The following is a 23,722-nucleotide window of genomic DNA, read 5'->3' as shown; positions in this document are numbered from 1 at the left end:
ATCAGCTCCAGCTGGCGCGGGTCTTGCGGCTGGAATACAGCGCCAGCAACACCAGAAACGAAAACACCAGCATCGCCGCGGACAGCCAGTGCGCCTGGGCATATTCCAGCGCTTCGACGTGGTCGTAGATCTGCACCGAGACCACGCGGGTCTTGTCGGGAATGTTGCCGCCGATCATCAGTACCACACCGAACTCACCCACGGTGTGGGCAAAGCCGAGGATCGCTGCGGTGATGAAGCCGGGGCGCGCCAGCGGCAGGATCACGCTGAAGAACGTGTCCCAGGGATTGGCGCGCAAGGTCGCCGCGACTTCGAGCGGGCGGGTGCCAATTGCCGAGAAAGCGTTTTGCAGCGGTTGCACCACGAACGGCATGGAGTAGATCACCGAACCGATGACCAGCCCGGTGAAACTGAACGTCAACGTGCCCAGCCCCAGCCATTGAGTGAACTGACCGAGAAAACCGTGCGGCCCCAGCGCCAGCAGCAGGTAAAAACCGATCACCGTCGGCGGCAGCACCAGCGGCAGGGCGACGATGGCGCCGATGGGCCCGCGCAACCACGACGATGTGCGCGATAGCCACAACGCGATCGGCGTGCCGATCACCAGCAGGATCGCCGTGGTCAGCGACGCCAGTTTCAGGGTCAGCCAGATCGCGGCGAAATCGGCACTGGTCAGTGACATTTACAGTTCATATCCAAAGGATTTGATCACCGCAGCGGCTTTCGGCCCCTTGAGGTAATCGACCAGGGCCTTGGCAGCGGCGCTGTCCTTGCCTTTGTTCAAGATCACCGCGTCCTGTTTGATCGGATCATGCAGGGTGGCCGGAACAATCCATGCCGAGCCGCTGCTCACCTTGCCGTCCTTGTAGATTTGCGACAGCGCTACAAAGCCCAATTCGGCGTTGCCCGTGGAGACGAACTGGTAGGCCTGGGTGATGTTCTGACCTTCGACGATTTTGCTTTTCGTGGCTTCGCTCAACTGGAGTTTTTCCAGCACCTGAGTGGCGGCGAGACCGTACGGCGCTGCTTTCGGGTTGGCGATGGACAGGTGCTGGTATTGGTTGGTTTTCAGCACATCACCCTGTGCATCGACATAACCTTCTTTTGCCGACCACAGCGCGAGGGTGCCGACGGCATAGGTGAAGCGTGAGCCTTTGACGGTTTCGCCTTCTTTTTCGAGCTTTTCCGGGGTTGTGTCGTCAGCGGCGAGGAATACCTGGAACGGCGCGCCGTTCTTGATCTGGGTGTAGAACTGGCCGGTTGCGCCGTAAGCAGCGACCAGTTTGTGGCCGGTGTCTTTTTCGAAGTCGGCAGCGATGGCCTGGATTGGCGCGGTGAAATTCGCGGCGACGGCCACTTGTACTTCGTCAGCCTGCGCGGCGCCCATGCTGAACAGTGCGAGGAATGAAGCGAAGCAGACGGGGGTGAAGCGTGTGGCAGCAAGTGTCATGTAAAGGCTCCGTCATCGGCGGCGGTAATTGCTCTGGTTGGGATAACGCCGATACATGGGCGTAATCGCTGTATACGGAAATATATAGCGATACGCCGCCAGGTGGCGAGGGAATAAATCCGCTCGCCGCATTAATTCAGTGACGGTTGAGTTTCGCCAATGCGCCCTCGGCCAGTTGCCGGGTCAGCTCAGCGCTGCCGATATCCTTGCCCAACGTCAGCGCCTGTCCGGCCCAGAGGTTGGCAAAGTCGGCGTCATCCTTGGCCCGCAGCGGCATCAGCGCACCGCCGGCCAATGGGAAGGCCGGCGCCTGCGCCGACATCGGCCCGAGCTCGCGCATCGCCCGATTGACAATGCCCCGCGCCGGACGGCCGGTGAAAATATTGGTGATGGCGGTCTGGCTTTCTTTCGCAGTGCGCAAGGCTTTGTGGTGCGATGCGCTGACTTTGGCTTCCGGGGTGAACAGGTACGCCGTGCCGACTTGCACCGCCGAGGCGCCGAGCATGAAAGCTGCGGCAACACCCCGGGCATCGCTGATCGCGCCCGCCGCGATCACCGGCACTTTCACCGCGTCGACCACCTGCGGCACCAGGGCGAAGGTGCCGACCTGAGTGCTCAGATCATCACTGAGAAACATCCCGCGATGGCCACCGGCCTCATAGCCCATGGCGATGATCGCATCGCAGCCGTGTTGCTCCAGCCAGATCGCTTCCTCGACCGTGGTGGCAGACGAAAGGATTTTCGCCCCGGTGGCCTTGACCCTATCAAGCAGGTTTTTTTCCGGCAGCCCGAAATGAAAGCTCACCACCTCGGGTCGGAATTCCTCAAGCACGGCACACGCGGCCTCGTCGAAAGGAGCACGGTTGGACACCGGCGTCGGCGCGTCGAAATCGGCACCCAGTTCGCGGTAATAAGGTTCGAGCAGATTTTTCCAGTCACGGGCGCGCTGTTCATCAGGCGCCGGTGGCTGATGGCAGAAGAAATTGACGTTGAACGGCTTGCTGGTGTGCTGGCGAATCATCTTCAGTTCTTCGCGCAGTTGATCGATGCTCAGCATCGCTGCCGGCATCGAACCGAGGCCGCCGGCATTGCACACGGCAACCACCATCGAAGAGTTGGTCGCACCGGCCATCGGGCCCTGGATGATCGGCAGTTCGATACCGAGAAGATCAAGGATGCGGGTGTCTGGCCACTGGCTCATATAGCAATTCTCCGAACGATGAAACGGGCAGGGACGGCACGCGGTTTTTAACAGCAAAACCGGATGCGGGGCCAGTCTGAAATTCTGAACATCACGTGCAGTTTTTCAGCGTCGGTGCAATCCGCCACCGCCAAACGAACGGTTCATCATTTGTGAAGAATGGTTGAAGTTGTGCGTGCGCTGGTTACCGAGATTACGTGCGGCGGATTCGCGGTTGAGATTCTGCAATTGCGCATTGTTGTTCGCGGGCCTGGTCCGGTTGGCACCGCTGCCGGCCACGGACTGCCAGCCGTTGTCGGTTTTCTTGTAGACGTTGCCGTCGCGCCCGGCATAAACGTTGTCGCCGACCCGCGCGGCGCCGCCGTTGCGGCCATGGATGCCGCCGTATTGCGTGGTATTGCCGGTATTGGGGTTGTAAACCGCACCGCGATTGGCAGTGACATGAGTCCCGCTGCGGACGTTGCCGGCGCTAACCCGTTCTCCGGCGATGGCGCCGCCGTTCGGGCCGACTGCCACGCCGCTGCGTCCGGCAGCGTAGTTGCCGGTGTAGGCGTTGTGCACCGCGCCACGTTGCCCGGCGGCGGCAATGCCGGTACGCGAGTTGTACGAGGCGCCGACCTGACCTGCCCAGCGATTGCCGGTCCAGGCGTTGTAGCCGGCTCCATAACGGCTGACCGTCGCACGATCACCCCACTGATGATAAAGATTGCCGGTGGTTCCGGCCCAGCCACCCGGGCCCCATGCCACGGCGCCGCCGCGATAACCGTAGGCCGCGCCACCCCAGGCCAGCGGCGCCGGGTACAGACGCGGGCCCCACGCATAGCCCCAGCCATAATTTCCCCACCACGGATAGGCGCCCCAACCCCAGCCCATGGCGACGGTGTTGCCTCCCCAGCTCCAGCCGAATCCGAAGCCGAAGGTCCAGCCAGTCCACGGCGTGTAACGAATCGCGACGCCGAAACCATAGGTCACCGGCGGCCCGTACCAGACGCTACCGACCCACGGCGTATACGGATAACCGGTGCCGTACACCACAACGCCAGTCGCCGGGTCCAGCGTCGAGCCTTGATAGCCCGGTGTGTAGCCGACCACCACGGTATCGCCACTGGATTCGTAGACCTTCACGTACGTGAGGTAGTGCATCGGCGAGCTGGGCGGAATCGAATAAATCACCGCTGGTACTGAAGAGGCCACACTCCACGGCCCGTTCAGTGAGGTGGCGCTGAACCAGATGCCGTTCTCCACCGCCCACCAACTGTCGTTGTCGACTCGAATAATCGGAGTGGCGCTGTTGACCACGTATTGCAGCGGCGTATTGCTGATCGCTTTGAGCTGCGGCTCGCCGTCAAATTGCGGTGTGGTCATCTTCACCGCGCTTTTCTTGATCGCCGACGTCTGCGGGATGGTCGCGGCAATGGCCGCCTCCTGCGCCTGTGGCGTGCCGGCCACCGAGGCCTTGACGTTCTCTTTGGCGCTGTCGTCAGGAATATTGGCAAAGTCGGCCGGCAGTTTGTCTGCCGGGACAAAGGTCCATGGCCCGCTCATGTCGCTGGCGCGGAACCAGCGCCCGGAGATCAGTACATAACTGTTCTGATCGCCGATTTCCTTGAAGATGTGCCCGGTGGTGTTGCTCACGTACAACAGGCTGGTGCCCTGAATCGGTTGCCATTGCGCGGCGCCGTCGGTGACCAACAGCTCCGTCGGCGTGGTGGCGATGAAGATCTTTGGCTGCGGCGGCTTGGCCAGGCTGGGAATCTTGTCCTTCGGATCGCTTTGTCCGGTGAGCAAATCCACCTGGCGACTCTTTATCGCCGCCTGCTTGGCTTTTTCCAGTTCGGGCGGCGGTGCAGCGAGGCGCGTGTAGTTGCCGTCCACTTGATCCGCGACCATCCAGCCGTCGAATACGTGCAGGTAGTGTTTGCCCTGGACGTCCTTGAGCAGCAGTGGGCGCGTGTTGATTACCCGTTGCATCTCCGTTCCTTCCACCGGCCGATAAGCCGCCTCGCCGTCGATGTATACGAGAATTGCCGGGCTGTCCGAGCTGATAATGGTCGGCGGCGTGTTTTCCAGCGGTGCACCGTCGGCTTTCTGTTCGGCGTTGAGCACGCCAACCGCTGCTTCCAGCTGATCCAGTGAAATGGTTTTCTTGCGGCTCTCGGCATCTTTTTTCAGAATTGCGAGCCACGTGTCGGCCTGTTTCGCATCGGCGGGGAAATCGGCTTTGATGATTTTGTACTGATCAAGCGCGACCCAGCGGGTGGTCTTGTCGACGAGGGTGTGAGCGCTGAACTGGACGATGCCGTAGGTGGACTTGCCATCGGCAGCCGTGGCTTCGACAGCAGCGCGGGCATTGAGCGTATAGCCATCCCAGCTGTCGAGCTGCGGCTGATACACCGTCAGCTTGCTCTTGCCGCTGCTGATCACTTGCGGCCATGTCGGCTCGCTTGGCGCCGCGTTCGGCTTTGCCGCCGGTGCGGCTGCCCAGGCGTTGCCAAGTGTCAGCAGACATAACATCAGCAACCAGGGTAAAGCGCGCAGGAAAGGCATCGTCAGCTCCATCGACAGACCGGTTCGCAAGGCAAAACCGGGAAAACACAACCGTCGAAAAAGCATAGCCGCCTGCCGGGGATTTACCCGGCTGATCGAGCCGTTAGCGCAAAGTCGAGTGTGGCAATGTGTTGCGATGTGCTATTTCAAGGCATGCTTGTTTCAAATCATTTTCGAGAGGCCGTCATGTTCAACGCCATTCTGATCGACAAAGACGACAGCGGTTATCGCGCCAATCTGCAGCAAATCGATGAGCAGCAACTGCCCGAGGGCAACGTCAGCGTGAACGTCGCGTACAGCACGCTGAATTTCAAGGATGGCCTGGCGATCACCGGCAGCAGCCCGGTAGTACGCAAGTTTCCCATGGTGCCGGGCATCGACCTGACGGGGACTGTCGAGTCCAGTTCGCATGCCGATTTCAAGGCGGGCGACCGAGTGCTGCTCAACGGCTGGGGCGTCGGGGAAAGCCACTGGGGCGGACTGGCGCAAAAGGCCCGGCTCAACGGTGACTGGCTGATTCCACTGCCCGAAGCTTTCACCCCTGCGCAAGCCATGGCCATTGGCACTGCGGGCTACACGGCGATGCTGTGCATTCTGGCGCTGGAGCGCCATGGCGTGACCCCTGGTCAGGGCGAAGTGCTGGTCACTGGCGCCAATGGCGGGGTCGGTAGCTTTGCCATCGCTTTGCTCAGCAAGTTGGGATACCGCGTGGTGGCATCCACCGGCCGGGTGTCCGAGCATGAATACCTGGAGCAATTGGGCGCTGCCGAAATTATCGATCGAGCCACCTTGTCCGAACCGGGCAAGCCGTTGGCGAAGGAGCGTTGGGCGGCGGTGGTCGATTCGGTCGGCAGCCATACATTGGCCAACGCTTGCGCCAGCACTCGCTCGGAAGGCGTGGTCGCGGCATGCGGGTTGGCCCAGGGCATGGACTTTCCGGCCTCGGTAGCACCATTTATTCTGCGCGGCGTGACGTTGGCGGGGATCAACAGTGTGACCCAGCCCAAGGCGCGCCGTATCGAGGCGTGGAACCGGCTGGCCAAGGATCTGGATTTCTCGTTATTGCAATTGATCAGTCAGGAAATCAGTTTGAGCGAAGCGCTTGAAGCTGCGCCCAAACTGCTCGCCGGGAAACTGCGGGGCAGGGTGGTGGTCGACGTCAATCGTTGAGTTCGCGCTCAAGCAACTGGCGTTTGCGCTCGACGCCCCAGCGGTAGCCGGAAAGGTTGCCATCGCTGCGCACCACGCGGTGGCAGGGAATCGCCACCGCCAGGCGGTTGGCCCCGCAAGCCTGGGCCACCGCGCGCATCGAAGTCGGCGCGCCGATGCGTTGCGCGATCTCGGCGTAACTGGCGGTGCTGCCTGCGGGTATCTCGCGCAGCGCCTGCCAGACGCGCTCCTGAAACGCTGTGCCGCGTATATCCAGCGGCAAGTTCAGGCCTGTCGCGGGCGCTTCGACAAAACCGACGACGCTGGCGACCAACTGTTCAAATTCGCGGTCGGCGCCGATCAGATTGGCCTTGCGAAACTGATCCTGCAGATCGCAGACCAGTTGATGCGGATCGTCGCCGAGCAGAATTGCGCAGATCCCCCGTTCGCTTTGCGCCACCAGAATCGCCCCCAGCGAGCATTGGCCAACGGCAAAGCGGATGTCGTTGTTTTGCCCGGCGGCGCGGTAGTCGGTGGGCTTCATGCCCAGCAGTTGATCGGCTGATTCGTAAAAACGGCTGTTGGAATTGAAGCCAGCGTCATACAGCGCGTCGGTCACCGAGCCGCCTTCGGCCAGGCGCGCACGCAGCTTGCGTGAACGATGCGCCATGGCGTAAGCCTTGGGCGTCAGGCCTGTCGCAGCCTTGAATACTCGATGAAAATGGAAAGGGCTAAGGCCGGCGCTGGCGGCGAGGCTGTCGAGCGCGGGCAATGTCTCGGACGCTTCGATCTGCCGGCAGGCTGCTGCGATGATCGCCGCATGTTGCGCGTCATTCTGGTCCTTGCTGGCACGTTTGCTCGGCCGATATCCGGCAGCGTCGGCCAGTTCGGCGGTTTCGAAAAATATGACGTTCTGCGGTTTTGGCAGACGCGCAAGGCTGCTCGGTCGGCAATAGACGCCGGTGGTTTTCACCGCGTAGACAAATTGCCCGTCGGCACTTGGGTCGCGAGCAACCACGGCGGCCCAGCGGGGATCGTCTTCAATACTGATGGTGTTCGAAAGCGTGTCCATGAGAGGGAATCCGTTGACCTGTTTGAGTCAGGTTAGCCAGCATCGTAGCTCACGACACTCCGCGCCTTGCGGTCAAACTTTTACTGATCGCCAGCAACGCGGAAGGTGATGTTGATGCGCCGTTCGCCCAAGAGCGGGTGATGGCCGGGTTTGATTGGCAGCACGCCGTGATAGCGCAGGCGATCCACACCGCCCCAGACCATCATGTCGCCGTGCAACAGCGGGATGCGCTGGCTCTTGTCGCTGCGTTCGAAACCGCCAAACAGAAACATTGCCGGCAAACCCAGCGACAACGAAACGATGGGCGCGGCATAACCCTTTTCGTCCTTGTCCTGATGCAACGACATCTTGGCGCCGGGGACGTATTGGTTGATCAGGCAGGAGTCGGCCTGAAAATCCGGAAAGCCGGCACGCTCAGCCGCTTGGTGTGCCAGTTCGGCAAATACCGTCGGCATCGACGGCCACGGCAAGCCGCTGAGTGGGTCGACGCTGGAATAGCGGTAACCGCTGCGATCGGTGATCCAGCCCAGCTGTCCGCAACTGCTGGTGCCGACCGACATGCTGAAACCGCCGGGCGTGACCATGTGGCGTAGCGGGGCGGCGACGAGAACGGTTTCGAGCGCCGTCAGCAGTTGCTCGACCCGAGACAAGGCGAATCCGCGCAGCACCCACGATTGCTCGCCGATCTGCTCGGCGCGGGGTTGCTGAACGGGCTCGTGGTCGGCGAACAGGTCAAACGTGGTCGGTTGCATGATTCGGTTACAGCGCTTTGCTGACCTTGATGTCACTGAGTTCTTCGTAAGCGTGCATTTTCTTCAGCGCCGCTTTCGCTTCCTCGTCAGTGCCGGTTTCCAGTTCGGCGAACTCGAAACGCTGTTCACCGTCCAGTTTGTACTTGATCACGTATTTGGTTTTTTGCGCCACGGTCATGTTTCCCTTTCAGAATAGGCTGTGCGTCTCAGCTCAGTTTGGTGCTGGAGCGACGGATGATCTTGATCGAATGGGTCAGCGTCGGCTTGCGCGTCACGCTGATCGCGCGGCGGTTGACGGTGTCGATGGTGATGTTCCAGAAACCGGTGCTCGGTGCTGTGATACGCGCTGGGAAGGTGTCGAACGCGCCGCCGTGGTAGGTGTGACGACCGCCGTTTTTGAAGCTGCGGAAGTTGGCGTCGTTCATCAAACGGATGTTGCACATCTGCGAGCATTGAATGACGACGATGTCGTCTTCGTTGAGGTGCTCGCGCTGGTGAATGAATTTCATGGGCGCCTCCAGAAGGGCTTTTTCTACTAAATCAAAACGATAGCTTGTCGATGGGCGCAGTTTATCAGCCCGCACGGGTTATTATCTGGCCGTCGGGCGTTGCTTTGACAAATTTTGAACAGAACTTCGCCATGGCCGGCGGGTTAAATGCACAAGGCCCCGGAGAAAAGCGGCATTTGTGCTGTCGGACGGTCTTTAACGGAGGATTTATATGAAGTGGGGTGTGGTGTGTGTGCCGTTGATTCTGGCAATGGCCGGTTGCGCAAATGTTTCCGAAATCAATGAAACCCTGCCGACCATGAGCGTTATCTCTGGCAAAAAGCCTCAGGAATACGCGCAGTGCCTGACTGAAAAACTCGCCGACAGTCGCGGCGCGTTGCAGGTTCAGCCGCAGAAGGACGGTGTACGAGTGATCGTCCCCGGCAAACTTTCGTCAGGTCCAGCAGCAGTGTTTGATATCGAGGATCGCGCCGGTGGCAGCAGCATCAAGCTGCATGAGCGCATGTCAAACGTGCCGGTTCGCCCTCACGATGTACAGAAAGCCGCGAACGCCTGTATTTCCGGCTGATAGACTACCGGACATCAGCACCCGATGCCGTCACAGTCCTGCTGTGGCGGCATTGTCATTTATGGAGTCGCGATGAAGCGAGAGCACGTGCGGGAGCGCCATGCAGAGGGCCTTATCTCTGCCACCCATGTCATCCAGAACCCGGCAAATCCCGGTGAATGGATCGTGTTTTTCAAGAAGAGTGCAGGGCGCAGCTACTTTTTGGTGGATGACAATGATGAAGTCGAGTCCTTCAGTCGGCTCGACGATCTGATCGAGGTCGTCCGTGGCCTCGGAATCAAGTTCGCCGAAATCCACATGTAGGCTTACTTGCAGACAACCACGACGTTGCGGGTTTTGTAATTGCCGACGTCGACGCCCAGGGTTTTGTCGTCTTCCGCAGGTGCCGGTGTGCCGTCAGTGCCGACAATCCGATAACCGGTGCCGGCGCAGGAGGCATCTGCCTTCTCGTAGCACATCGCCCAGGAGTTGGCCTCGCCTGAGCAGTCTATGCTCAGGCCTTGTTCGCCATTGTTCAGAAAGGTCGGCTGCGAGGTGGCACAGCCGCTTAGTACCAACACCGCGAAAATCGGATGCAGTTTGTTCAGGTTCATGGTTGCGTGGTCTTCAAGTGGGGGACTGGATGCTCTGACAGCAGCGCGATGAAAAGGTTATAGCGATTGGCCACTTGTTTGCCAACAAGGCACAAAAAAGCCCTGCGTCCTGGCAGGGCTTGGAGCGTGTGGCGACAAGGTCAGTCCTGATCCTTGCCACGGCGCTTGGAAGAAGCGGGCGTATCGGTGAACACCGAGGCCACATCCGTCGCCATCTGCTCGCTGTCGAAAGGTCCGGCGATATGTTCGCCGTTGGTGGTGGTCAGCGTCCACTTGCCGTCTTTCTTGTCGATCACATACCCGTTGATGATTTTTACCGCAGCCATCTGGTCTTACTCGTTCGCAGGTTCAAAGGCGCCATGATAGCGGCAAATGCTCGCATTGGGGGCTGATAAGCGTATGGTGATCCTGTTTGCCCGAATCTTGAGCTACGCTGATTCCGCCGCTGAAATACCCGGATGGAACTATCCGCGCGAATATTTCTCTATGTTGGCATCGGTTAGCCAGCGCGGGGCATTGTAAGGCGCACGCCGCCTGATTAGACTGCCCCGAAACTCGTACACACAGCCTTTTCAAGGACTTATATGATCAAGAAATGCTTGTTTCCAGCAGCCGGTTACGGCACTCGCTTCCTCCCAGCGACCAAAGCCATGCCTAAAGAAATGCTGCCGGTGGTAAACAAGCCACTGATCCAGTACGGCGTTGAAGAAGCACTGGACGCAGGCCTGACGGAAATCTCCATCGTTACCGGTCGTGGCAAGCGTGCCCTGGAAGACCACTTCGACATCAGCTACGAGCTGGAAAACCAGATCAAGGGCACCGACAAGGAAAAGTACCTGGTCGGTATCCGCAAGCTGTTGGACGAGTGCTCGTTCTCCTACACCCGTCAGACCGAAATGAAAGGTCTGGGCCACGCCATCCTGACTGGCCGCCCGCTGATCGGTGACGAACCGTTCGCCGTGGTCCTGGCGGACGACCTGTGCGTCAACATCGACGGCGACGGCGTGCTGACCCAGATGGTCAAGCTGTACAAGCAGTTCCGCTGCTCGATCGTCGCCATTCAGGAAGTCGATCCGCAGGAAACCAACAAGTACGGCGTAATCGCCGGCGAAATGATCCGCGACGACATCTATCGCGTACACAGCATGGTCGAGAAGCCAAAGCCGGAAGACGCGCCGTCGAACCTGGCCATCATCGGTCGTTACATCCTGACCCCGGACATCTTCGACCTGATCGAGCAGACCGAGCCAGGCAAGGGCGGCGAAATCCAGATCACCGACGCCCTGATGAAGCAAGCCCAGAATGGCTGCGTGATGGCCTACAAGTTCAAGGGCAAGCGTTTCGACTGCGGTGGCGCTGAAGGCTACATCGACGCGACCAACTTCTGCTTCGAAAACTTCTACAAGACTGGCAAAGCTTACTGATAGCGTTTGCCCCGTCTGCAAGAGAAAGCCACCTTCGGGTGGCTTTTTCATTTTCCGCCCTTATATGGATGGCAGTGCTTGCCCAATGGATGACTGCGGGTATGCTGATGGCCTGCCGAGGAGATAGAAATGGCCTACGATTTTGACCTTTATGTGATTGGTGCCGGTTCCGGCGGTGTGCGGGCTGCGCGGTTTGCCGCCGGCTTCGGGGCGAAAGTGGCGGTGGCCGAAAGCCGTTATCTGGGCGGCACCTGCGTCAATGTCGGCTGCGTGCCGAAAAAACTCCTTGTGTACGGCGCGCACTTTGCCGAGGACTTCGAGCAAGCGTCCGGTTTCGGCTGGAACCTGGGCGAAGCCAACTTCGATTGGGCCACCCTGATCGCCAACAAGGATCGCGAGATCAATCGCCTCAACGGCATTTATCGCAATCTGCTGGTCAACAGCGGCGTGACCCTGCACGAGGCGCACGCGAAAATCGTCGGGCCGCACGAGGTCGAGGTCAACGGCGAGCGCTACACCGCGAAGAACATCCTGATCGCCACTGGCGGCTGGCCGCAGATCCCCGAAATCCCGGGGCATGAGCATGCGATCGGTTCGAACGAAGCGTTCTTTCTCAAAGAACTGCCCAAGCGTGTGCTGGTGGTTGGCGGCGGTTATATAGCGGTCGAGTTCGCCGGAATTTTCCATGGCCTCGGTGCCAACACCACGCTGCTGTATCGCGGCGATCTGTTCCTGCGCGGTTTCGACGGTTCGGTGCGCAAGCATCTGCAGGAAGAATTGACCAAGCGTGGCCTCGATCTGCAATTCAACGCCGACATTGCGCGCATCGACAAGCAGGCTGATGACAGCTTGAAGGCCACGCTCAAGGATGGTCGGGTACTCGAAGCCGACTGCGTGTTCTACGCCACCGGTCGACGTCCGATGCTGGACAATCTGGGCCTGGAAAACACCGATGTTCAGCTCGACGACAAGGGCTTCATCAAAGTCGACGACGAGTATCAAACCTCCGAGCCGTCGATTCTGGCGCTGGGTGATGTCATTGGTCGCGTGCAACTGACCCCGGTCGCTCTGGCCGAAGGTATGGCCGTGGCGCGGCGTCTGTTCAAGCCGGAGCAGTATCGTCCGGTGGATTACAAAATGATCCCGACCGCCGTGTTCAGCCTGCCGAACATCGGCACAGTCGGTTTGAGCGAAGAAGAAGCGCGCGAATGTGGCCACGAAGTGGTGATCTTCGAGAGTCGCTTCCGGCCGATGAAGCTGACCCTGACGGACTGTCAGGAGAAAACCCTGATGAAGCTGGTAGTCGACGCCAAGACCGACAAGGTGCTTGGCTGCCACATGGTCGGCCCGGACGCTGGCGAGATCGTGCAAGGACTGGCGATTGCCTTGAAGGCGGGCGCGACCAAGCTCGACTTCGACGACACCATCGGGGTGCACCCGACGGCCGCCGAAGAGTTCGTCACCATGCGTACGCCGGTCAGCGCTTAAGCGTCTTTCGCTTTGGTCGAGTCTGGCGCTGCCGCAACGGCAGCCGCCAGACGCTGGCTCTCTTCCAGGCTTGCCTGAGCCTTGAGCAATTCCTTTTCCAGTGACTGATTGAGCTGCGTCTGCTCGTCGACGCTCTGTTTGAGCGCCTGGCTTTCCAGTGTCGCCACGCGCAGACGTTCCTGGAGGAGGGTGCGCTCGCTGTCCATGCGCGTGGCCTGCTCGAGCAATTGATCCTGACGCTGATTGCTCTGCTTGAGTTGATCCTGCACCAGGTTCAGCTCGCGCTGGGTGCCACGGTTTTCGGTAAGCAGGCGTTCGTTGTCGCGGTGCAACTGCGTGATCTCATCCTGACGCACCAGCGCACTCTGCTGCGCTTGACGCAGTTCCGCCTGAATCTGCTGGATCTGCCCTTCGTGGCGGGCCTGGTCCTGCTCGCGCTGTTCCTTGCTGGCGTTGCGGTAATGCTCCAGCGCATCGCGGGCGTGCAGGTGTTTTTCTTCCAGCGAGCGGATCTGCTCGTCCTTGTCCTGCAGACGCAATTCGAAGTCGGCCAAGGCCTGGTTCAGGCCGGCGTTGCGCGTCTGTTCGGTCTGCAGCATCGAGCGGGTGTTGCTCAGCGCCTCGGATTCGCGTTGCAGGGCGGCGCCCTGAATGTCGTGGTCGTGTTCGAGTTTTTCCAGCGCCTGGCGCGTCTGCTTCAGCTCGGTTTCCAGTGCTTCCCGTTGTTCCTCGAACTGTTCTCGGGCTTGCTCGATGGGCTCCTGCGCCTGTTCTTTCAGGCGCTGGGCGAGGCGAGAGACGAGGGCGGTCAGCTCATCATCGATCGGTTCTGCTGACGCTTCTGCCGGTTGTGCGCCGTCATCCAGTTCTTTCAGGTAGCGATGGATCGTGGTTTTCGAGCCGGTGTTGCCCATTTCGATGCGTACTGCATCGATGCTTGGGTGTTCGCCACGAGCCAGGATCGCTGTGCGCGCGATTTGCACCAGTGCTTTGGTAATGCCGCCACGGGCCATGTGAACTCCTACGGTTACGTACTGTGGTACATGCCACTAAGGTACGCAGTGTACCATGCCGAAAATATAGGTAAATATTTGAATTAAAACACGCGGGATATACTGGTATTACCTAATGTCAGGCGGCAAAATGCGCTTTTGCATGCCTGAACCCGTACACCAGCGAGAAAACCGCCCATGAGTGACATTGATCGATATCTGCAAGCCGCCACCCGCGACAACACCCGCCGCAGCTATCGCATGGCCATCGAGCATTTCGAGGTGACGTGGGGCGGATTTCTCCCGGCCACCGCAGATAGCGTTGCGCGCTATCTGGTGGAGCACGCCGGGGTTCTGTCGATCAACACGCTGAAATTGCGCCTGTCGGCGCTGGCGCAGTGGCACAACAGTCAGGGTTTTGCCGACCCGACCAAGGCGCCAGTGGTGCGCAAGGTGTTCAAGGGCATTCGCGCCTTGCACCCGGCGCAGGAAAAACAGGCCGAACCATTGCAACTGCAGGATTTGCAACGTGTGATCGATTGGCTGGAACAGGAGGCGCAAACCGCCCGCCAGGAAGAGGACCGCCCGACCTTGCTCAAGGCCTATCGGGATCGCGCGCTGATTCTGTTGGGCTTCTGGCGGGGCTTTCGCAGCGACGAGTTGTGCCGCTTGCGAATCGAGCATGTGCAGGCCAGTGCTGGCAAGGGAATCACCTTGTATCTGCCGCGCAGCAAGGGCGACCGGGAAAACCTCGGACAGACCTATCAGGCCCCAGCGCTGCTCAAGCTGTGTCCGGTGCAGGCTTATATCGACTGGATCACCGAGGCCGCGCTGGTACGCGGCGCAGTTTTCCGAAGCATTGATCGGTGGGGCAATCTGAGCGAGGAGGGTTTGCACGCCAACAGCATCATTCCGCTGTTGAGACAGGCTCTGCAACGTGCCGGGATTGCCGCCGCCGGTTATACCAGCCACTCGTTGCGACGCGGCTTTGCAACCTGGGCGCATCAAAGCGGCTGGGATCTGAAATCACTGATGAGTTACGTCGGCTGGAAGGACATGAAATCCGCCATGCGCTATGTTGAGGTCAGCCCATTCCAGGGAATGGCTCGGATTATGGATAAGCCGGATCAAGCGTAGAGATCGTTTTCTTCTATTAATACAGTCAGCTAATAGCGAAAACAAATCAGCAGTATCAGGTTTGCCAATGAGCCTTCCGTCGAGTGAGTGGGTAGGATTCACCCATCAACTTCATAACCCCTGACGGAGAGTCATCGATGCCTATCATCAACAGCCAAGTAAAACCGTTCAAAGCTACCGCGTTCAAAAACGGCGACTTCGTTCAAGTCTCGGATGCTGACTTGAAAGGCAAGTGGTCCGTTGTGTTCTTCTACCCAGCCGACTTCACCTTCGTATGCCCAACCGAGCTGGAAGACCTGGCCGACAACTACGCCGAGTTCAAGAAGCTGGGCGTGGAAATCTACAGCGTTTCGACCGACACCCACTTTGCTCACGCTGCCTGGCACAACACTTCGCCAGCCATCGGCAAAATCGAATACACCATGATCGGCGACCCTACCCACGTCATCTCGCGCAATTTCGACGTGCTGATCGAAGAAGCTGGTCTGGCTGACCGTGGCACCTTCGTGATCAACCCTGAAGGCCAGATCAAAATCGTTGAACTGAACGATGGCGGCGTTGGCCGTGACGCCTCCGAGCTGCTGCGCAAGATCAAGGCTGCTCAGTACGTCGCTGCACACCCAGGCGAAGTTTGCCCGGCCAAGTGGAAAGAAGGCGAGGCCACTCTGGCTCCGTCGCTGGACCTGGTCGGCAAGATCTAAGTCTGTGACATGCAACGCAGGGCGGCACGCCGCACCTTCTTAAGTTAGCTGCACCGCCCAATAAAAATGCCCGGGCGAGATTCGCTCGGGCTTTTTTTCGCCTCAAATAAAGGAAATCGCCCGTATGTTGGACGCCAATCTTAAAGCCCAGTTGAAATCGTACCTGGAACGGGTCACCCAACCGATCGAGATCGTTGCATCCCTCGACGACGGTGCGAAATCCCGTGAAATGCTGGAACTGCTGAAAGACGTTGCCAGTCTTTCGAGCCAAATTACCCTGATCGACAGCGGTGACGATGCCCGCAAACCATCGTTCTCGATCAATCGCCCCGGAGCCGACATCAGCCTGCGCTTTGCCGGTATTCCGATGGGCCACGAATTCACCTCCCTGGTGCTGGCGCTGCTGCAAGTCGGTGGCCACCCGTCGAAGGCCAGCGTTGAAGTCATCGAGCAGATTCGTTCGCTAAAAGGCGAGTTCAGCTTCGAGACCTACTTCTCGCTGTCTTGCCAGAACTGCCCGGACGTCGTTCAGGCGCTGAACCTGATGGCCGTGCTCAACCCGAACATCCGCCACGTCGCCATCGATGGCGCGCTGTTCCAGGACGAAGTCGACGATCGCAAGATCATGGCTGTGCCGAGCATCTACCTCAACGGCGAAAACTTCGGCCAGGGCCGTATGGGCCTGGAGGAAATCCTCGCCAAACTCGACACCGGCGCGATTGAGCGTCAGGCCGAGAAAATCAGCGCCAAGGAAGCCTTTGACGTGCTGGTCGTCGGCGGTGGCCCGGCCGGTGCTTCGGCGGCCATCTATGCCGCACGTAAAGGCATCCGCACCGGTGTCGCTGCTGAGCGCTTCGGCGGTCAGGTGCTGGACACCATGGCCATCGAGAACTTCATTTCCGTCCAGGAAACCGAAGGGCCGAAGCTGGCTACGGCGCTGGAAGAACACGTCAAGCAGTACGACGTCGACATCATGAACCTGCAACGTGCCGACAAGTTGATCCCGGGCAAGAACGGTGAGCTGCACGAAGTTCGCTTCGCCAGTGGCGCAACCCTGAAAGCCAAGAGCGTGATCCTCGCGACCGGTGCACGCTGGCGCGAAATGAACGTCCCCGGTGAGCAGGAATACCGCAACAAGGGCGTGGCTTACTGCCCGCACTGCGACGGCCCGCTGTTCAAAGGCAAGCGCGTAGCGGTGATCGGTGGTGGTAACTCGGGCGTTGAAGCGGCCATCGATCTGGCCGGTATCGTCTCGCACGTAACGTTGCTGGAATTCGACGTACAACTGCGCGCCGATGCTGTGTTGCAGCGCAAGCTGCACAGCCTGCCGAACGTCACCGTGATCACCAGTGCGCAAACCACTGAAGTCACCGGCAATGGCGAGAAGGTCAACGGTCTGCGTTACAAGGATCGCACCACAGATGAGCTGCGCACGGTTGAGCTGGAAGGCATCTTCGTACAGATCGGTCTGCTGCCCAACACCGATTGGCTGAAGGGCACCATCGAGCTGTCGCCGCGTGGCGAGATCATCGTCGATAACCGTGGCGAGACTTCGATTCCGGGGATCTTTGCAGCGGGCGACGTGACGACTGTGCCTTACAAGCAGATCGTGATCGCAGTGGGCGAGGGCGCCAAGGCTTCTCTGAGCGCGTTCGATCACTTGATCCGGACTTCCGCCCCGGCGTAACTGCCAGGTCGAAAACGAAAAAACCCATGAGCGATCATGGGTTTTTTATTGCGCGTGGAAAGCCACCCCTCACCCCAGCCCTCTCCCGAGGGAGAGGGAGCCGACCGAGGTGTCTGAAGTCATCCATCGAACTGAAAGGGCCGGTCGATTATGGATTCACCGCCAATGTTTCAAGTCGGCGTAATTCTCCAACATCCCCCAATCAGTCCCCTCTCCCTCTGGGAGAGAGCTAGGGTGAGGGGCTTTCAGCTTTTACAGCGGCGCAGGCTGAATGATCTCGACCCAGTAGCCATCCGGATCCTTGATGAACGCCAGGCTCTTCATGCGGCCATCGGTCAGGCGCTTCTGGAAATCGCAACCCAGCTCTTCAAAGCGCGCGCAGGCCGCGACGATATCCGGCACCGAAATGCAGATGTGGCCGAATCCGCGCGGGTCGGTGTTGCCGTTGTGGTAGGAGAAGTCGGCATCGTTTTCGGTGCCGTGGTTGTGGGTCAGCTCAAGAATGCCCGGGATTGATTTCATCCACTCGGTACGCGCTGCGGCGTCGGCCGGGATCTGTGCTTTGTCGACCAGTGCGAGGAAGTACAGGCTGAACTCGGCTTCCGGGAAATCACGCTTCTCGACCAGCGAAAAACCCAGCACGCGGGTGTAGAAATCCAGCGATTTGGTGATGTCCTTCACGCGCAGCATGGTGTGGTTGAATACGAAGTTGCGGGTTGCGCTGTCTGGCGTGGCAGTCACGCCAGGGAAAGTGTTCAATTCGTTGAGGCTCATGGGCCCTCCAATAACAATGGGCGAGTGAATGGGCGCAATGATACGCATGCCGGCCGGCATCGCCAAATGCAAGGCGGGCTTGCCCTGCGCGAAGGCGGGGCTCAGACTTTGCCTTCTATCGATGAGTGCGTCCGGCAATGATCCGACTGTTCAAATCCGTGTTTGTTTTTTTTGCTTTGTCATCGGCTGTGGTTTTCCCGGCCATGGCCGAACCAGGCATTACCTGGCCGGCGGGCTGGAAGGTTGAAGCGTTGCCGGACACCGCGCCGCCAGTCTCGCGGCAACGGGCGGTGAAGCTCGACGCCGATGGTAACCAGGTGATGGTGATGGAGTTGACCATGACTCAAGTGGAAGCGGGGCATCAGGTCAATTTGCAAGGCGTGCTGCTGGAAATGCGCAAATCGATCCAGAAGGATTTCTTCCGCAGTGGTTATCAGAGCGTTTGCAACAGAATTCATCCGGCTGCGCTCGGCTCATTGTCCGGGCTGGAGACGACGTGCACGGTCACCGAGAACGGTCGACACGTATTATCACAAACGTTGGTGGCAGCTGTGGAAACAGACAAGGCTTACGTACTTTCATATGCCGGTCAGGCCGAGGTTTATAAGGCGAGCGCCGACGACATAGAGGCGGCGCGCAACAGCCTGAAATTATAAACGTCCGTACTAACTTGCAATGATTTGAATGCCGGAAAGGATTAAGCACAAAGTTTGATCCAGCGTGTCCTAGCAACATTGCGCAGCAAAATGTTTAGCCTGATGATTCAGTAACGTTACACAAATTTCCAACTTGTTCGATGAAAATCATTTCATTTGTTAGATATTGTCAATAAAAAAGCCCTGCATCGAGCAGGGCTTTTTGTTGGCGTCAGATCAACCGCGCAACCATGAATCCACGGTGGCTGCACCGTACTGCTCTTTCCAGGCTTTCAGACCGCGATGGTTGCCACCCTTGGTTTCGATCAGCTCGCCAGTGTGCGGGTTCTGATAAACCTTGACCACCCGAGCGCGGCGAGTCTTGGGCGCTGCGGACTGCTGGAGACCGGACTTTGCCGGGTTTGGATCAAGGATGGCGATGATGTCTTTCAGGCCTTTGCCATAGGTTTTCATCAGTCCCTGGAGCTTTTCTTCGAATTCGATTTCTTTCTTGAGCCCGGCATCGTTCTTCAGCGATTCCAGCTGTTTGAGCTGTTCCTGAAGGGCCTTTTCAGCTGCGCGAAATTCGGCGAGTCTGGACAATATCTTTACTCCAATAGTGTGTTTGGCTGATACCAACCGCAAACAAAGCTATAAGCCAAGAGCCTGGAAGCGACTCGGTGATAATTGGCTCACCTGCCAGTCTGGCTCAGGTTGAAAAATTGTAGTAGTTAATGCGACAAGAGTAAATCCTGATGTTGTCGTCATGTAACAACAATGACTTTTTGTATCAATTTGGTGCGGCTGTTCGGCGGGCCATGTCGGCGACTTAATGATGAGTTAATGCGTCGAGGAACTCAGCGCCAGGCATTGGTCTACCGTACAAATAGCCCTGCAAAAAATTAACGTTATGCTCGGTCAGGTAATCAGCCTGGACCTGAGTTTCGACACCTTCGGCAACAATGCGCAAGTCCAGTTTGGCCGACAGCTCGATAATGGAGTCGAGGATATGCCTCGATAACGCGTCTATGCCGATCATGGCCACGAAGCTCTGATCGATCTTTAGAAAGTCGACATTGAAGGTGCGCAGATAACCAAGGCTTGAATGTCCGGTACCGAAGTCGTCGATTGCGATTTTCACACCCAGTGCATGCAGCTGCTCGAAGAGCTGCAGGGTGATGTCATTCGGCTCGACCAGCTGGCGCTCCGTCAATTCCAACACCAGTTCGATGCTGCCAGGCGCAAATGCAGCCAAGAGGTCACGACAATCCTCGACCAGCTCCAGATCCTGGCAATGGCTGGCGGTGATATTGATGCCGATATGGAAAGGTTTGGCGAAGCTTGTGGATTGCGGCCCCAGCAGCACCGCAGTCTGTTGCATCAGGGCGCGGGTCATCGGCACGATCAAGCCCGAGTGCTCGGCAAATGGAATAAACAGATCCGGCCGTACCAGGCCCTCTTTCGGATGATTCCAGCGCATCAGCACTTCGGCACCCGACCATTGCTTGCTGTCACCGTGAACCACGGGCTGGAAATAAGGGATGAACTCCCCGGCTTCCAGCGCACGCAGCATCTCATGGCTGGGCGAGGTCGATCGCTTCTGGACGAAGTGGCCGATTGCACCGGAGACTGCACCGAAGAAAATCAACAGGCTGAACAGCGGAGGATATTCAGCCGCCATGTAACGCCGGATTTCGCCCTCGGGGAACCCCGCGGAGACCTTGAAACCGTAGCGTTCGGATTCCAGCAGGCTGTGCGCGACCGGCGGGGCAGGCAGTGATCCCTGATGAACTTTGCCGTCGGCGGACAGCCAGTTATCGCCTACTTGCAACATCAGTAATGTCTGGCGGCCGATCAGGCGCAGGATGTTACTCAAGTGATAGCCATCCAGTGTGGTCAGTGCGCCACCACGACCGTCGCTGAGACGGTAGATCAATAATGCCGTATCGGGCGTCACCGGATTGCCATTCATCAGCCACAGTGTGCCGTCGTGGTAGTTTCCGGCATCGACGGCTTCGTTGAACTGGCCGAACAGCGAACTACAGTAGAGATTGTTGTCCCAGACCAGATTAGTTGAGCGCACGAAGGGGCGACGGGTCACCTGTTCGCGCAGGGCGAGTTTCACTTCTTCGCAATTTTTCCCGGCAAGCGGCAACAGAATCCGGGCAGCTTCTGCGGTGTTATCGAGCATCAAGTCGAACTGTCGCAACGCTTGCTCGGCAGTTTCTCCGGCGCTTTGTTGCAACGTGCGTTCTGCCTGCATATAGAGAATCACACTGCCCAGCACGATTGGCAGCAGGCTGCTGAGCAAAGTCACAACGTTGCGGGTGCTGCGCTTGCGGCGGGGGCGGCGGGTCAGCGGCATGGACACATCCTGTGGCTTCGAAGTCGGGCCCGGTAAACAATCGAGCCAGAGGGAGAATAGATGGCAGATGGCTCTTGTGCCGTATCCAAAAAACAGGATTTTATAGAGAGGGCAGACAGGCTCGGTTACGCTGTGTAGAATCGGTTTACGCATACAATAATAATCGTCTTCTGGCAGCAGAAGCCTCGCCCGCAAGAGCCTTGGGTCGACAATGAAGATATTCGGGTTTCAACTGATCTACGGAGACTTCCTCGCTCGCAGCGTGCGTGGCATCTCCTGTGCGCCTCCCACTACATCACTTTCCTGACAAATAACCCTGGTTAATTGATAAGAAATGATGAGGCGTCACCATGGCAGATTTATACGAAAACCCAATGGGCCTGATGGGCTTTGAGTTCATCGAGTTCGCAGCGCCGACCCCTGGCACGCTGGAGCCGATCTTCGAGATCATGGGCTTCACCAAGGTCGCGACCCACCGTTCCAAGAACGTGCACCTGTACCGTCAGGGCGCGATCAACCTGATCCTCAATAACGAACCCAACAGCGTCGCCTCGTACTTCGCGGCTGAGCACGGCCCGTCCGTTTGCGGCATGGCGTTTCGCGTCAAGGATTCGCAAAAAGCCTATTCCCGCGCACTCGAACTCGGCGCTCAGCCGATCCACATCGAAACCGGTCCGATGGAGCTTAACCTGCCGGCGATCAAAGGCATCGGTGGCGCGCCGCTGTATCTGATCGACCGTTTCGGCGAAGGCAGCTCGATCTACGACATCGACTTCGTGTTCATCGAAGGCGTTGATCGCAACCCGGTTGGCGCCGGCCTGAAGATCATCGATCACCTGACCCACAACGTGTATCGCGGTCGCATGGCCTACTGGGCGAACTTCTACGAGAAGCTGTTCAACTTCCGTGAAATCCGTTACTTCGACATCAAAGGCGAGTACACCGGTCTGACTTCAAAAGCCATGACCGCACCGGATGGCATGATCCGCATCCCGCTCAACGAAGAGTCGTCCAAGGGCGCCGGGCAGATCGAAGAGTTCCTGATGCAGTTCAACGGCGAAGGCATCCAGCACGTTGCATTCCTCACCGACGACCTGATCAAGACCTGGGATCAGTTGAAGAAAATCGGCATGCGCTTCATGACCGCGCCGCCGGACACCTACTACGAAATGCTTGAAGGTCGCCTGCCGAACCACGGCGAGCCGGTCGATCAACTGCAATCGCGCGGCATCCTGCTCGATGGCGCGTCGGAGCAGGGCGACAAGCGTCTGCTGTTGCAGATCTTCTCGGAAACCCTGATGGGCCCGGTGTTCTTTGAGTTCATCCAGCGCAAGGGCGACGACGGTTTCGGCGAAGGTAACTTCAAAGCCCTGTTCGAATCGATCGAGCGCGACCAGGTGCGTCGTGGCGTGCTGACCACCGAGTAATCTGGAATGAGAAAATCCCGGCCTGCAGAGATGCAGGGCCGGGATTTTTTTGCTTCATACAAAACCTGTGGGAGCGAGCCTGCTCGCGAATGCGGACTTTCATTCAACAGTCATGTTGACTGGTCTGACGACTTCGCGAGCAGGCTCGCTCCCACATTTGTCTTGTGTTGGATTCAAGAGCGGCGTTGGCGCGTCAAGTGTTTGAAGCCTTCGAAAACCAGCACCACCACCGCCAGCCAGATCGGAATGTAGGTCAGCCACTCGCCCGACTTGATGCTTTCCCCAAGCAACAATGCCACCGCAAGCAGCAACACCGGTTCCACATAACTTAACAAACCAAACAGACTGAACGGCAGCAAGCGGCTGGCGATGATGTACACCACCAGCGCGGACGCACTGATCAGGCCGAGCAGCGGAATCAGCCACATCAGTCCCGGATATTGATCGAACACGGCCAGGCCCTGTTCGCCACCCTGCACAAACCAGTAGGCGACCGGCAGCATCAGGGTCATGTCGACCCACAGGCCACCGAGGTTGTCGGTTTTCAGGTATTTGCGCAGCACGAAGTACAGCGGATAGCCAACCACGACCACCAGCGTCGCCCAGGAAAAACCACCCACCTGGTACAGCTCGTTCAACACGCCAAGGCTGGCGAAAAATACGGCGATTTTCTGCAGGTAAGACAGGCTCTCGCCATAGGCAATCCGCCCGGTCAGCACCATCGCCAGTGGCAACAGGAAATAGCCCAGCGATACATCCAGGCTGTAGTCATTGAGCGGTGCCCACATGAACAGCCACAGCTGAACGCCGAGGAGGGCGGAAGAAACCAGCAGCCCGGCAATCAGCTTCGGCCTGGCCGCCATCAATCGAACCAGCTCCAGCACCCGCCGCCATTCCCCGGAAACCAGCATGAACACGGTCATGCACGGCACGGTCAGGAGCATGCGCCAGCCGAAGATTTCCACGCCGCTCAGAGGCGTCAGCAGCGACGTGTAGTAATACATGACGGCAAACAGCACCGAGGCTGAAACCGATAGAGCGATACCTTTAGACAAACTGTCCTCGCGACGTGATGGTTGAACGGGGCGCGCAGGATACGTGGTTTTTGTGCTGAATATTGAGCGGGCGCTCATTATTTCCCACATCCAGGAGCCACAAATCCTGTGGGAGCGAGCCTGCTCGCGAAGCGGCCGGCAGATTCAGCATAGATGTTGCGTCGACTGGCGCTATGCATGATTGCACCGATTAAAC

25 protein-coding genes are annotated in these 23,722 nt (G+C 58.5%); 10 read left to right on the top strand and 15 right to left on the bottom strand.

Annotated elements, in window-relative coordinates:
- Nucleotide 1: 1 nt before the first annotated feature.
- The 4 genes from modB to PS14A_RS13570 form a co-directional block, all read right to left on the bottom strand.
- Nucleotides 2–682 (bottom strand): molybdate ABC transporter permease subunit, encoded by a 681-nt coding sequence (modB, locus tag PS14A_RS13585; RefSeq protein ID WP_212616455.1) that lies wholly within the window; start codon nt 680–682, stop codon nt 2–4.
- Nucleotides 683–1,450 (bottom strand): molybdate ABC transporter substrate-binding protein, encoded by a 768-nt coding sequence (gene modA, locus PS14A_RS13580; protein ID WP_137213734.1) that lies wholly within the window; start codon nt 1,448–1,450, stop codon nt 683–685.
- A 136-nt stretch (nt 1,451–1,586) separates the two neighbouring features.
- Nucleotides 1,587–2,651, bottom strand: coding sequence for a nitronate monooxygenase family protein (locus tag PS14A_RS13575; protein ID WP_212616454.1), 1,065 nt, complete (start codon nt 2,649–2,651; stop codon nt 1,587–1,589).
- Between the two features lie 105 nt (nt 2,652–2,756).
- Complete coding sequence (locus tag PS14A_RS13570; RefSeq protein ID WP_212616453.1) at nt 2,757–5,198, bottom strand: autotransporter; 2,442 nt, start codon at nt 5,196–5,198, stop codon at nt 2,757–2,759.
- Between the two features lie 186 nt (nt 5,199–5,384).
- Here PS14A_RS13570 and PS14A_RS13565 point away from each other — a divergent pair, with 186 nt between their 5' ends.
- A complete protein-coding gene (locus PS14A_RS13565) occupies nt 5,385–6,368 on the top strand; it encodes an MDR family oxidoreductase (protein WP_212616452.1) in 984 nt (327 codons plus the stop codon).
- Here PS14A_RS13565 and ada read toward each other — a convergent pair.
- From ada to PS14A_RS13545, 4 genes are all read right to left on the bottom strand, one after another.
- On the bottom strand, nt 6,358–7,419 hold the full coding sequence (gene ada / locus PS14A_RS13560) for a bifunctional DNA-binding transcriptional regulator/O6-methylguanine-DNA methyltransferase Ada (protein ID WP_212616451.1): 1,062 nt from the start codon (nt 7,417–7,419) through the stop codon (nt 6,358–6,360). The two genes, PS14A_RS13565 and ada, sit on opposite strands and share 11 nt — an antisense overlap.
- Before the next feature lie 80 nt (nt 7,420–7,499).
- Nucleotides 7,500–8,171, bottom strand: a complete 672-nt coding sequence (gene alkB, locus PS14A_RS13555; protein WP_212616450.1) for a DNA oxidative demethylase AlkB — start codon at nt 8,169–8,171, stop codon at nt 7,500–7,502.
- Between the two features lie 7 nt (nt 8,172–8,178).
- The gene (locus tag PS14A_RS13550; protein WP_212616449.1) at nt 8,179–8,349 is read right to left on the bottom strand and encodes a hypothetical protein; all 171 of its coding nucleotides are present in this window, start codon (nt 8,347–8,349) and stop codon (nt 8,179–8,181) included.
- A 28-nt stretch (nt 8,350–8,377) separates the two neighbouring features.
- Entirely contained in the window at nt 8,378–8,680 is a 303-nt protein-coding gene (locus tag PS14A_RS13545; protein WP_007912251.1) for a DUF1883 domain-containing protein, read from the bottom strand.
- A 211-nt stretch (nt 8,681–8,891) separates the two neighbouring features.
- Here PS14A_RS13545 and PS14A_RS13540 point away from each other — a divergent pair, with 211 nt between their 5' ends.
- Both PS14A_RS13540 and PS14A_RS13535 read left to right on the top strand, forming a co-directional pair.
- Nucleotides 8,892–9,248 carry a hypothetical protein gene (locus PS14A_RS13540; RefSeq protein ID WP_130909750.1) on the top strand — a complete coding sequence of 119 codons (357 nt, stop codon included), beginning with the start codon at nt 8,892–8,894 and terminating at the stop codon, nt 9,246–9,248.
- 72 nt (nt 9,249–9,320) lie between these two features.
- On the top strand, nt 9,321–9,551 hold the full coding sequence (locus PS14A_RS13535; RefSeq protein ID WP_039762740.1) for a hypothetical protein: 231 nt from the start codon (nt 9,321–9,323) through the stop codon (nt 9,549–9,551).
- A gap of 2 nt (nt 9,552–9,553) precedes the next feature.
- On the opposite strand, the gene PS14A_RS13530 is transcribed toward PS14A_RS13535, so the two are convergent.
- Nucleotides 9,554–9,841, bottom strand: a complete 288-nt coding sequence (locus PS14A_RS13530; protein WP_130909748.1) for a hypothetical protein — start codon at nt 9,839–9,841, stop codon at nt 9,554–9,556.
- 140 nt (nt 9,842–9,981) lie between these two features.
- Nucleotides 9,982–10,167, bottom strand: coding sequence for a hypothetical protein (locus PS14A_RS13525; protein ID WP_016774922.1), 186 nt, complete (start codon nt 10,165–10,167; stop codon nt 9,982–9,984).
- A 258-nt stretch (nt 10,168–10,425) separates the two neighbouring features.
- Here PS14A_RS13525 and galU point away from each other — a divergent pair, with 258 nt between their 5' ends.
- The gene (galU, locus tag PS14A_RS13520; RefSeq protein ID WP_024013124.1) at nt 10,426–11,265 is read left to right on the top strand and encodes a UTP--glucose-1-phosphate uridylyltransferase GalU; all 840 of its coding nucleotides are present in this window, start codon (nt 10,426–10,428) and stop codon (nt 11,263–11,265) included.
- Between the two features lie 129 nt (nt 11,266–11,394).
- Nucleotides 11,395–12,753: a glutathione-disulfide reductase gene (gorA, locus tag PS14A_RS13515; RefSeq protein WP_212616448.1), complete on the top strand. Its 1,359-nt coding sequence runs from the start codon at nt 11,395–11,397 to the stop codon at nt 12,751–12,753.
- On the opposite strand, the gene PS14A_RS13510 is transcribed toward gorA, so the two are convergent.
- Nucleotides 12,750–13,766, bottom strand: a complete 1,017-nt coding sequence (locus tag PS14A_RS13510; protein ID WP_212616447.1) for a DNA-binding protein — start codon at nt 13,764–13,766, stop codon at nt 12,750–12,752. The two genes, gorA and PS14A_RS13510, sit on opposite strands and share 4 nt — an antisense overlap.
- A 177-nt stretch (nt 13,767–13,943) precedes the next feature.
- Between PS14A_RS13510 and PS14A_RS13505 the strand changes: the two genes are divergently transcribed.
- The 3 genes from PS14A_RS13505 (at nt 13,944) to ahpF (ending at nt 17,270) form a co-directional block, all read left to right on the top strand.
- Nucleotides 13,944–14,882 (top strand): site-specific integrase, encoded by a 939-nt coding sequence (locus PS14A_RS13505; protein ID WP_212616446.1) that lies wholly within the window; start codon nt 13,944–13,946, stop codon nt 14,880–14,882.
- A gap of 137 nt (nt 14,883–15,019) precedes the next feature.
- A complete protein-coding gene (gene ahpC / locus PS14A_RS13500) occupies nt 15,020–15,583 on the top strand; it encodes an alkyl hydroperoxide reductase subunit C (protein WP_016774916.1) in 564 nt (187 codons plus the stop codon).
- A 124-nt stretch (nt 15,584–15,707) separates the two neighbouring features.
- On the top strand, nt 15,708–17,270 hold the full coding sequence (ahpF, locus tag PS14A_RS13495) for an alkyl hydroperoxide reductase subunit F (RefSeq protein ID WP_212616445.1): 1,563 nt from the start codon (nt 15,708–15,710) through the stop codon (nt 17,268–17,270).
- Nucleotides 17,271–17,522: 252 nt separating this feature from the next.
- On the opposite strand, the gene gloA is transcribed toward ahpF, so the two are convergent.
- Nucleotides 17,523–18,044 (bottom strand): lactoylglutathione lyase, encoded by a 522-nt coding sequence (gene gloA / locus PS14A_RS13490; RefSeq protein WP_212616444.1) that lies wholly within the window; start codon nt 18,042–18,044, stop codon nt 17,523–17,525.
- Nucleotides 18,045–18,181: 137 nt separating this feature from the next.
- On the opposite strand from gloA, the gene PS14A_RS13485 reads away from it, so the two are divergent.
- A complete protein-coding gene (locus PS14A_RS13485) occupies nt 18,182–18,700 on the top strand; it encodes a DUF4946 domain-containing protein (protein ID WP_212616443.1) in 519 nt (172 codons plus the stop codon).
- Between the two features lie 216 nt (nt 18,701–18,916).
- On the opposite strand, the gene PS14A_RS13480 is transcribed toward PS14A_RS13485, so the two are convergent.
- A complete protein-coding gene (locus PS14A_RS13480; protein WP_016774912.1) occupies nt 18,917–19,282 on the bottom strand; it encodes a histone-like nucleoid-structuring protein, MvaT/MvaU family in 366 nt (121 codons plus the stop codon).
- A gap of 226 nt (nt 19,283–19,508) precedes the next feature.
- Nucleotides 19,509–21,044: an EAL domain-containing protein gene (locus PS14A_RS13475; RefSeq protein WP_212616481.1), complete on the bottom strand. Its 1,536-nt coding sequence runs from the start codon at nt 21,042–21,044 to the stop codon at nt 19,509–19,511.
- A 350-nt stretch (nt 21,045–21,394) separates the two neighbouring features.
- Here PS14A_RS13475 and hppD point away from each other — a divergent pair, with 350 nt between their 5' ends.
- Nucleotides 21,395–22,471, top strand: a complete 1,077-nt coding sequence (hppD, locus tag PS14A_RS13470) for a 4-hydroxyphenylpyruvate dioxygenase (protein WP_016774910.1) — start codon at nt 21,395–21,397, stop codon at nt 22,469–22,471.
- A gap of 173 nt (nt 22,472–22,644) precedes the next feature.
- On the opposite strand, the gene rarD is transcribed toward hppD, so the two are convergent.
- On the bottom strand, nt 22,645–23,526 hold the full coding sequence (rarD, locus tag PS14A_RS13465) for an EamA family transporter RarD (RefSeq protein WP_130911924.1): 882 nt from the start codon (nt 23,524–23,526) through the stop codon (nt 22,645–22,647).
- Nucleotides 23,527–23,722: the final 196 nt, after the last annotated feature.

It is taken from the genome of Pseudomonas sp. 14A, assembly GCF_018132745.1.
Lineage (GTDB): Bacteria > Pseudomonadota > Gammaproteobacteria > Pseudomonadales > Pseudomonadaceae > Aquipseudomonas > Aquipseudomonas mercuritolerans.
Note: the sequence above shows the minus strand (reverse complement) of the source record. Positions and strands in the feature narration are given on the sequence as shown.

Coding starts and splice junctions, on each gene's coding strand:
- ahpF (WP_212616445.1), top strand. CDS start 15,708: ATGTTGGACGCCAATCTTAAAGCCCAGTTGAAATCGTACCTGGAACGG.
- PS14A_RS13510 (WP_212616447.1), bottom strand. CDS start 13,766: ATGGCCCGTGGCGGCATTACCAAAGCACTGGTGCAAATCGCGCGCACA.
- alkB (WP_212616450.1), bottom strand. CDS start 8,171: ATGCAACCGACCACGTTTGACCTGTTCGCCGACCACGAGCCCGTTCAG.
- modB (WP_212616455.1), bottom strand. CDS start 682: ATGTCACTGACCAGTGCCGATTTCGCCGCGATCTGGCTGACCCTGAAA.
- PS14A_RS13550 (WP_212616449.1), bottom strand. CDS start 8,349: ATGACCGTGGCGCAAAAAACCAAATACGTGATCAAGTACAAACTGGAC.
- PS14A_RS13475 (WP_212616481.1), bottom strand. CDS start 21,044: ATGCCGCTGACCCGCCGCCCCCGCCGCAAGCGCAGCACCCGCAACGTT.
- PS14A_RS13530 (WP_130909748.1), bottom strand. CDS start 9,841: ATGAACCTGAACAAACTGCATCCGATTTTCGCGGTGTTGGTACTAAGC.
- PS14A_RS13575 (WP_212616454.1), bottom strand. CDS start 2,651: ATGAGCCAGTGGCCAGACACCCGCATCCTTGATCTTCTCGGTATCGAA.
- PS14A_RS13570 (WP_212616453.1), bottom strand. CDS start 5,198: ATGCCTTTCCTGCGCGCTTTACCCTGGTTGCTGATGTTATGTCTGCTG.
- ahpC (WP_016774916.1), top strand. CDS start 15,020: ATGCCTATCATCAACAGCCAAGTAAAACCGTTCAAAGCTACCGCGTTC.
- gloA (WP_212616444.1), bottom strand. CDS start 18,044: ATGAGCCTCAACGAATTGAACACTTTCCCTGGCGTGACTGCCACGCCA.
- hppD (WP_016774910.1), top strand. CDS start 21,395: ATGGCAGATTTATACGAAAACCCAATGGGCCTGATGGGCTTTGAGTTC.
- galU (WP_024013124.1), top strand. CDS start 10,426: ATGATCAAGAAATGCTTGTTTCCAGCAGCCGGTTACGGCACTCGCTTC.
- PS14A_RS13525 (WP_016774922.1), bottom strand. CDS start 10,167: ATGGCTGCGGTAAAAATCATCAACGGGTATGTGATCGACAAGAAAGAC.
- PS14A_RS13535 (WP_039762740.1), top strand. CDS start 9,321: ATGAAGCGAGAGCACGTGCGGGAGCGCCATGCAGAGGGCCTTATCTCT.
- PS14A_RS13565 (WP_212616452.1), top strand. CDS start 5,385: ATGTTCAACGCCATTCTGATCGACAAAGACGACAGCGGTTATCGCGCC.
- PS14A_RS13545 (WP_007912251.1), bottom strand. CDS start 8,680: ATGAAATTCATTCACCAGCGCGAGCACCTCAACGAAGACGACATCGTC.
- PS14A_RS13485 (WP_212616443.1), top strand. CDS start 18,182: ATGATCCGACTGTTCAAATCCGTGTTTGTTTTTTTTGCTTTGTCATCG.
- PS14A_RS13505 (WP_212616446.1), top strand. CDS start 13,944: ATGAGTGACATTGATCGATATCTGCAAGCCGCCACCCGCGACAACACC.
- modA (WP_137213734.1), bottom strand. CDS start 1,450: ATGACACTTGCTGCCACACGCTTCACCCCCGTCTGCTTCGCTTCATTC.
- gorA (WP_212616448.1), top strand. CDS start 11,395: ATGGCCTACGATTTTGACCTTTATGTGATTGGTGCCGGTTCCGGCGGT.
- ada (WP_212616451.1), bottom strand. CDS start 7,419: ATGGACACGCTTTCGAACACCATCAGTATTGAAGACGATCCCCGCTGG.
- PS14A_RS13540 (WP_130909750.1), top strand. CDS start 8,892: ATGAAGTGGGGTGTGGTGTGTGTGCCGTTGATTCTGGCAATGGCCGGT.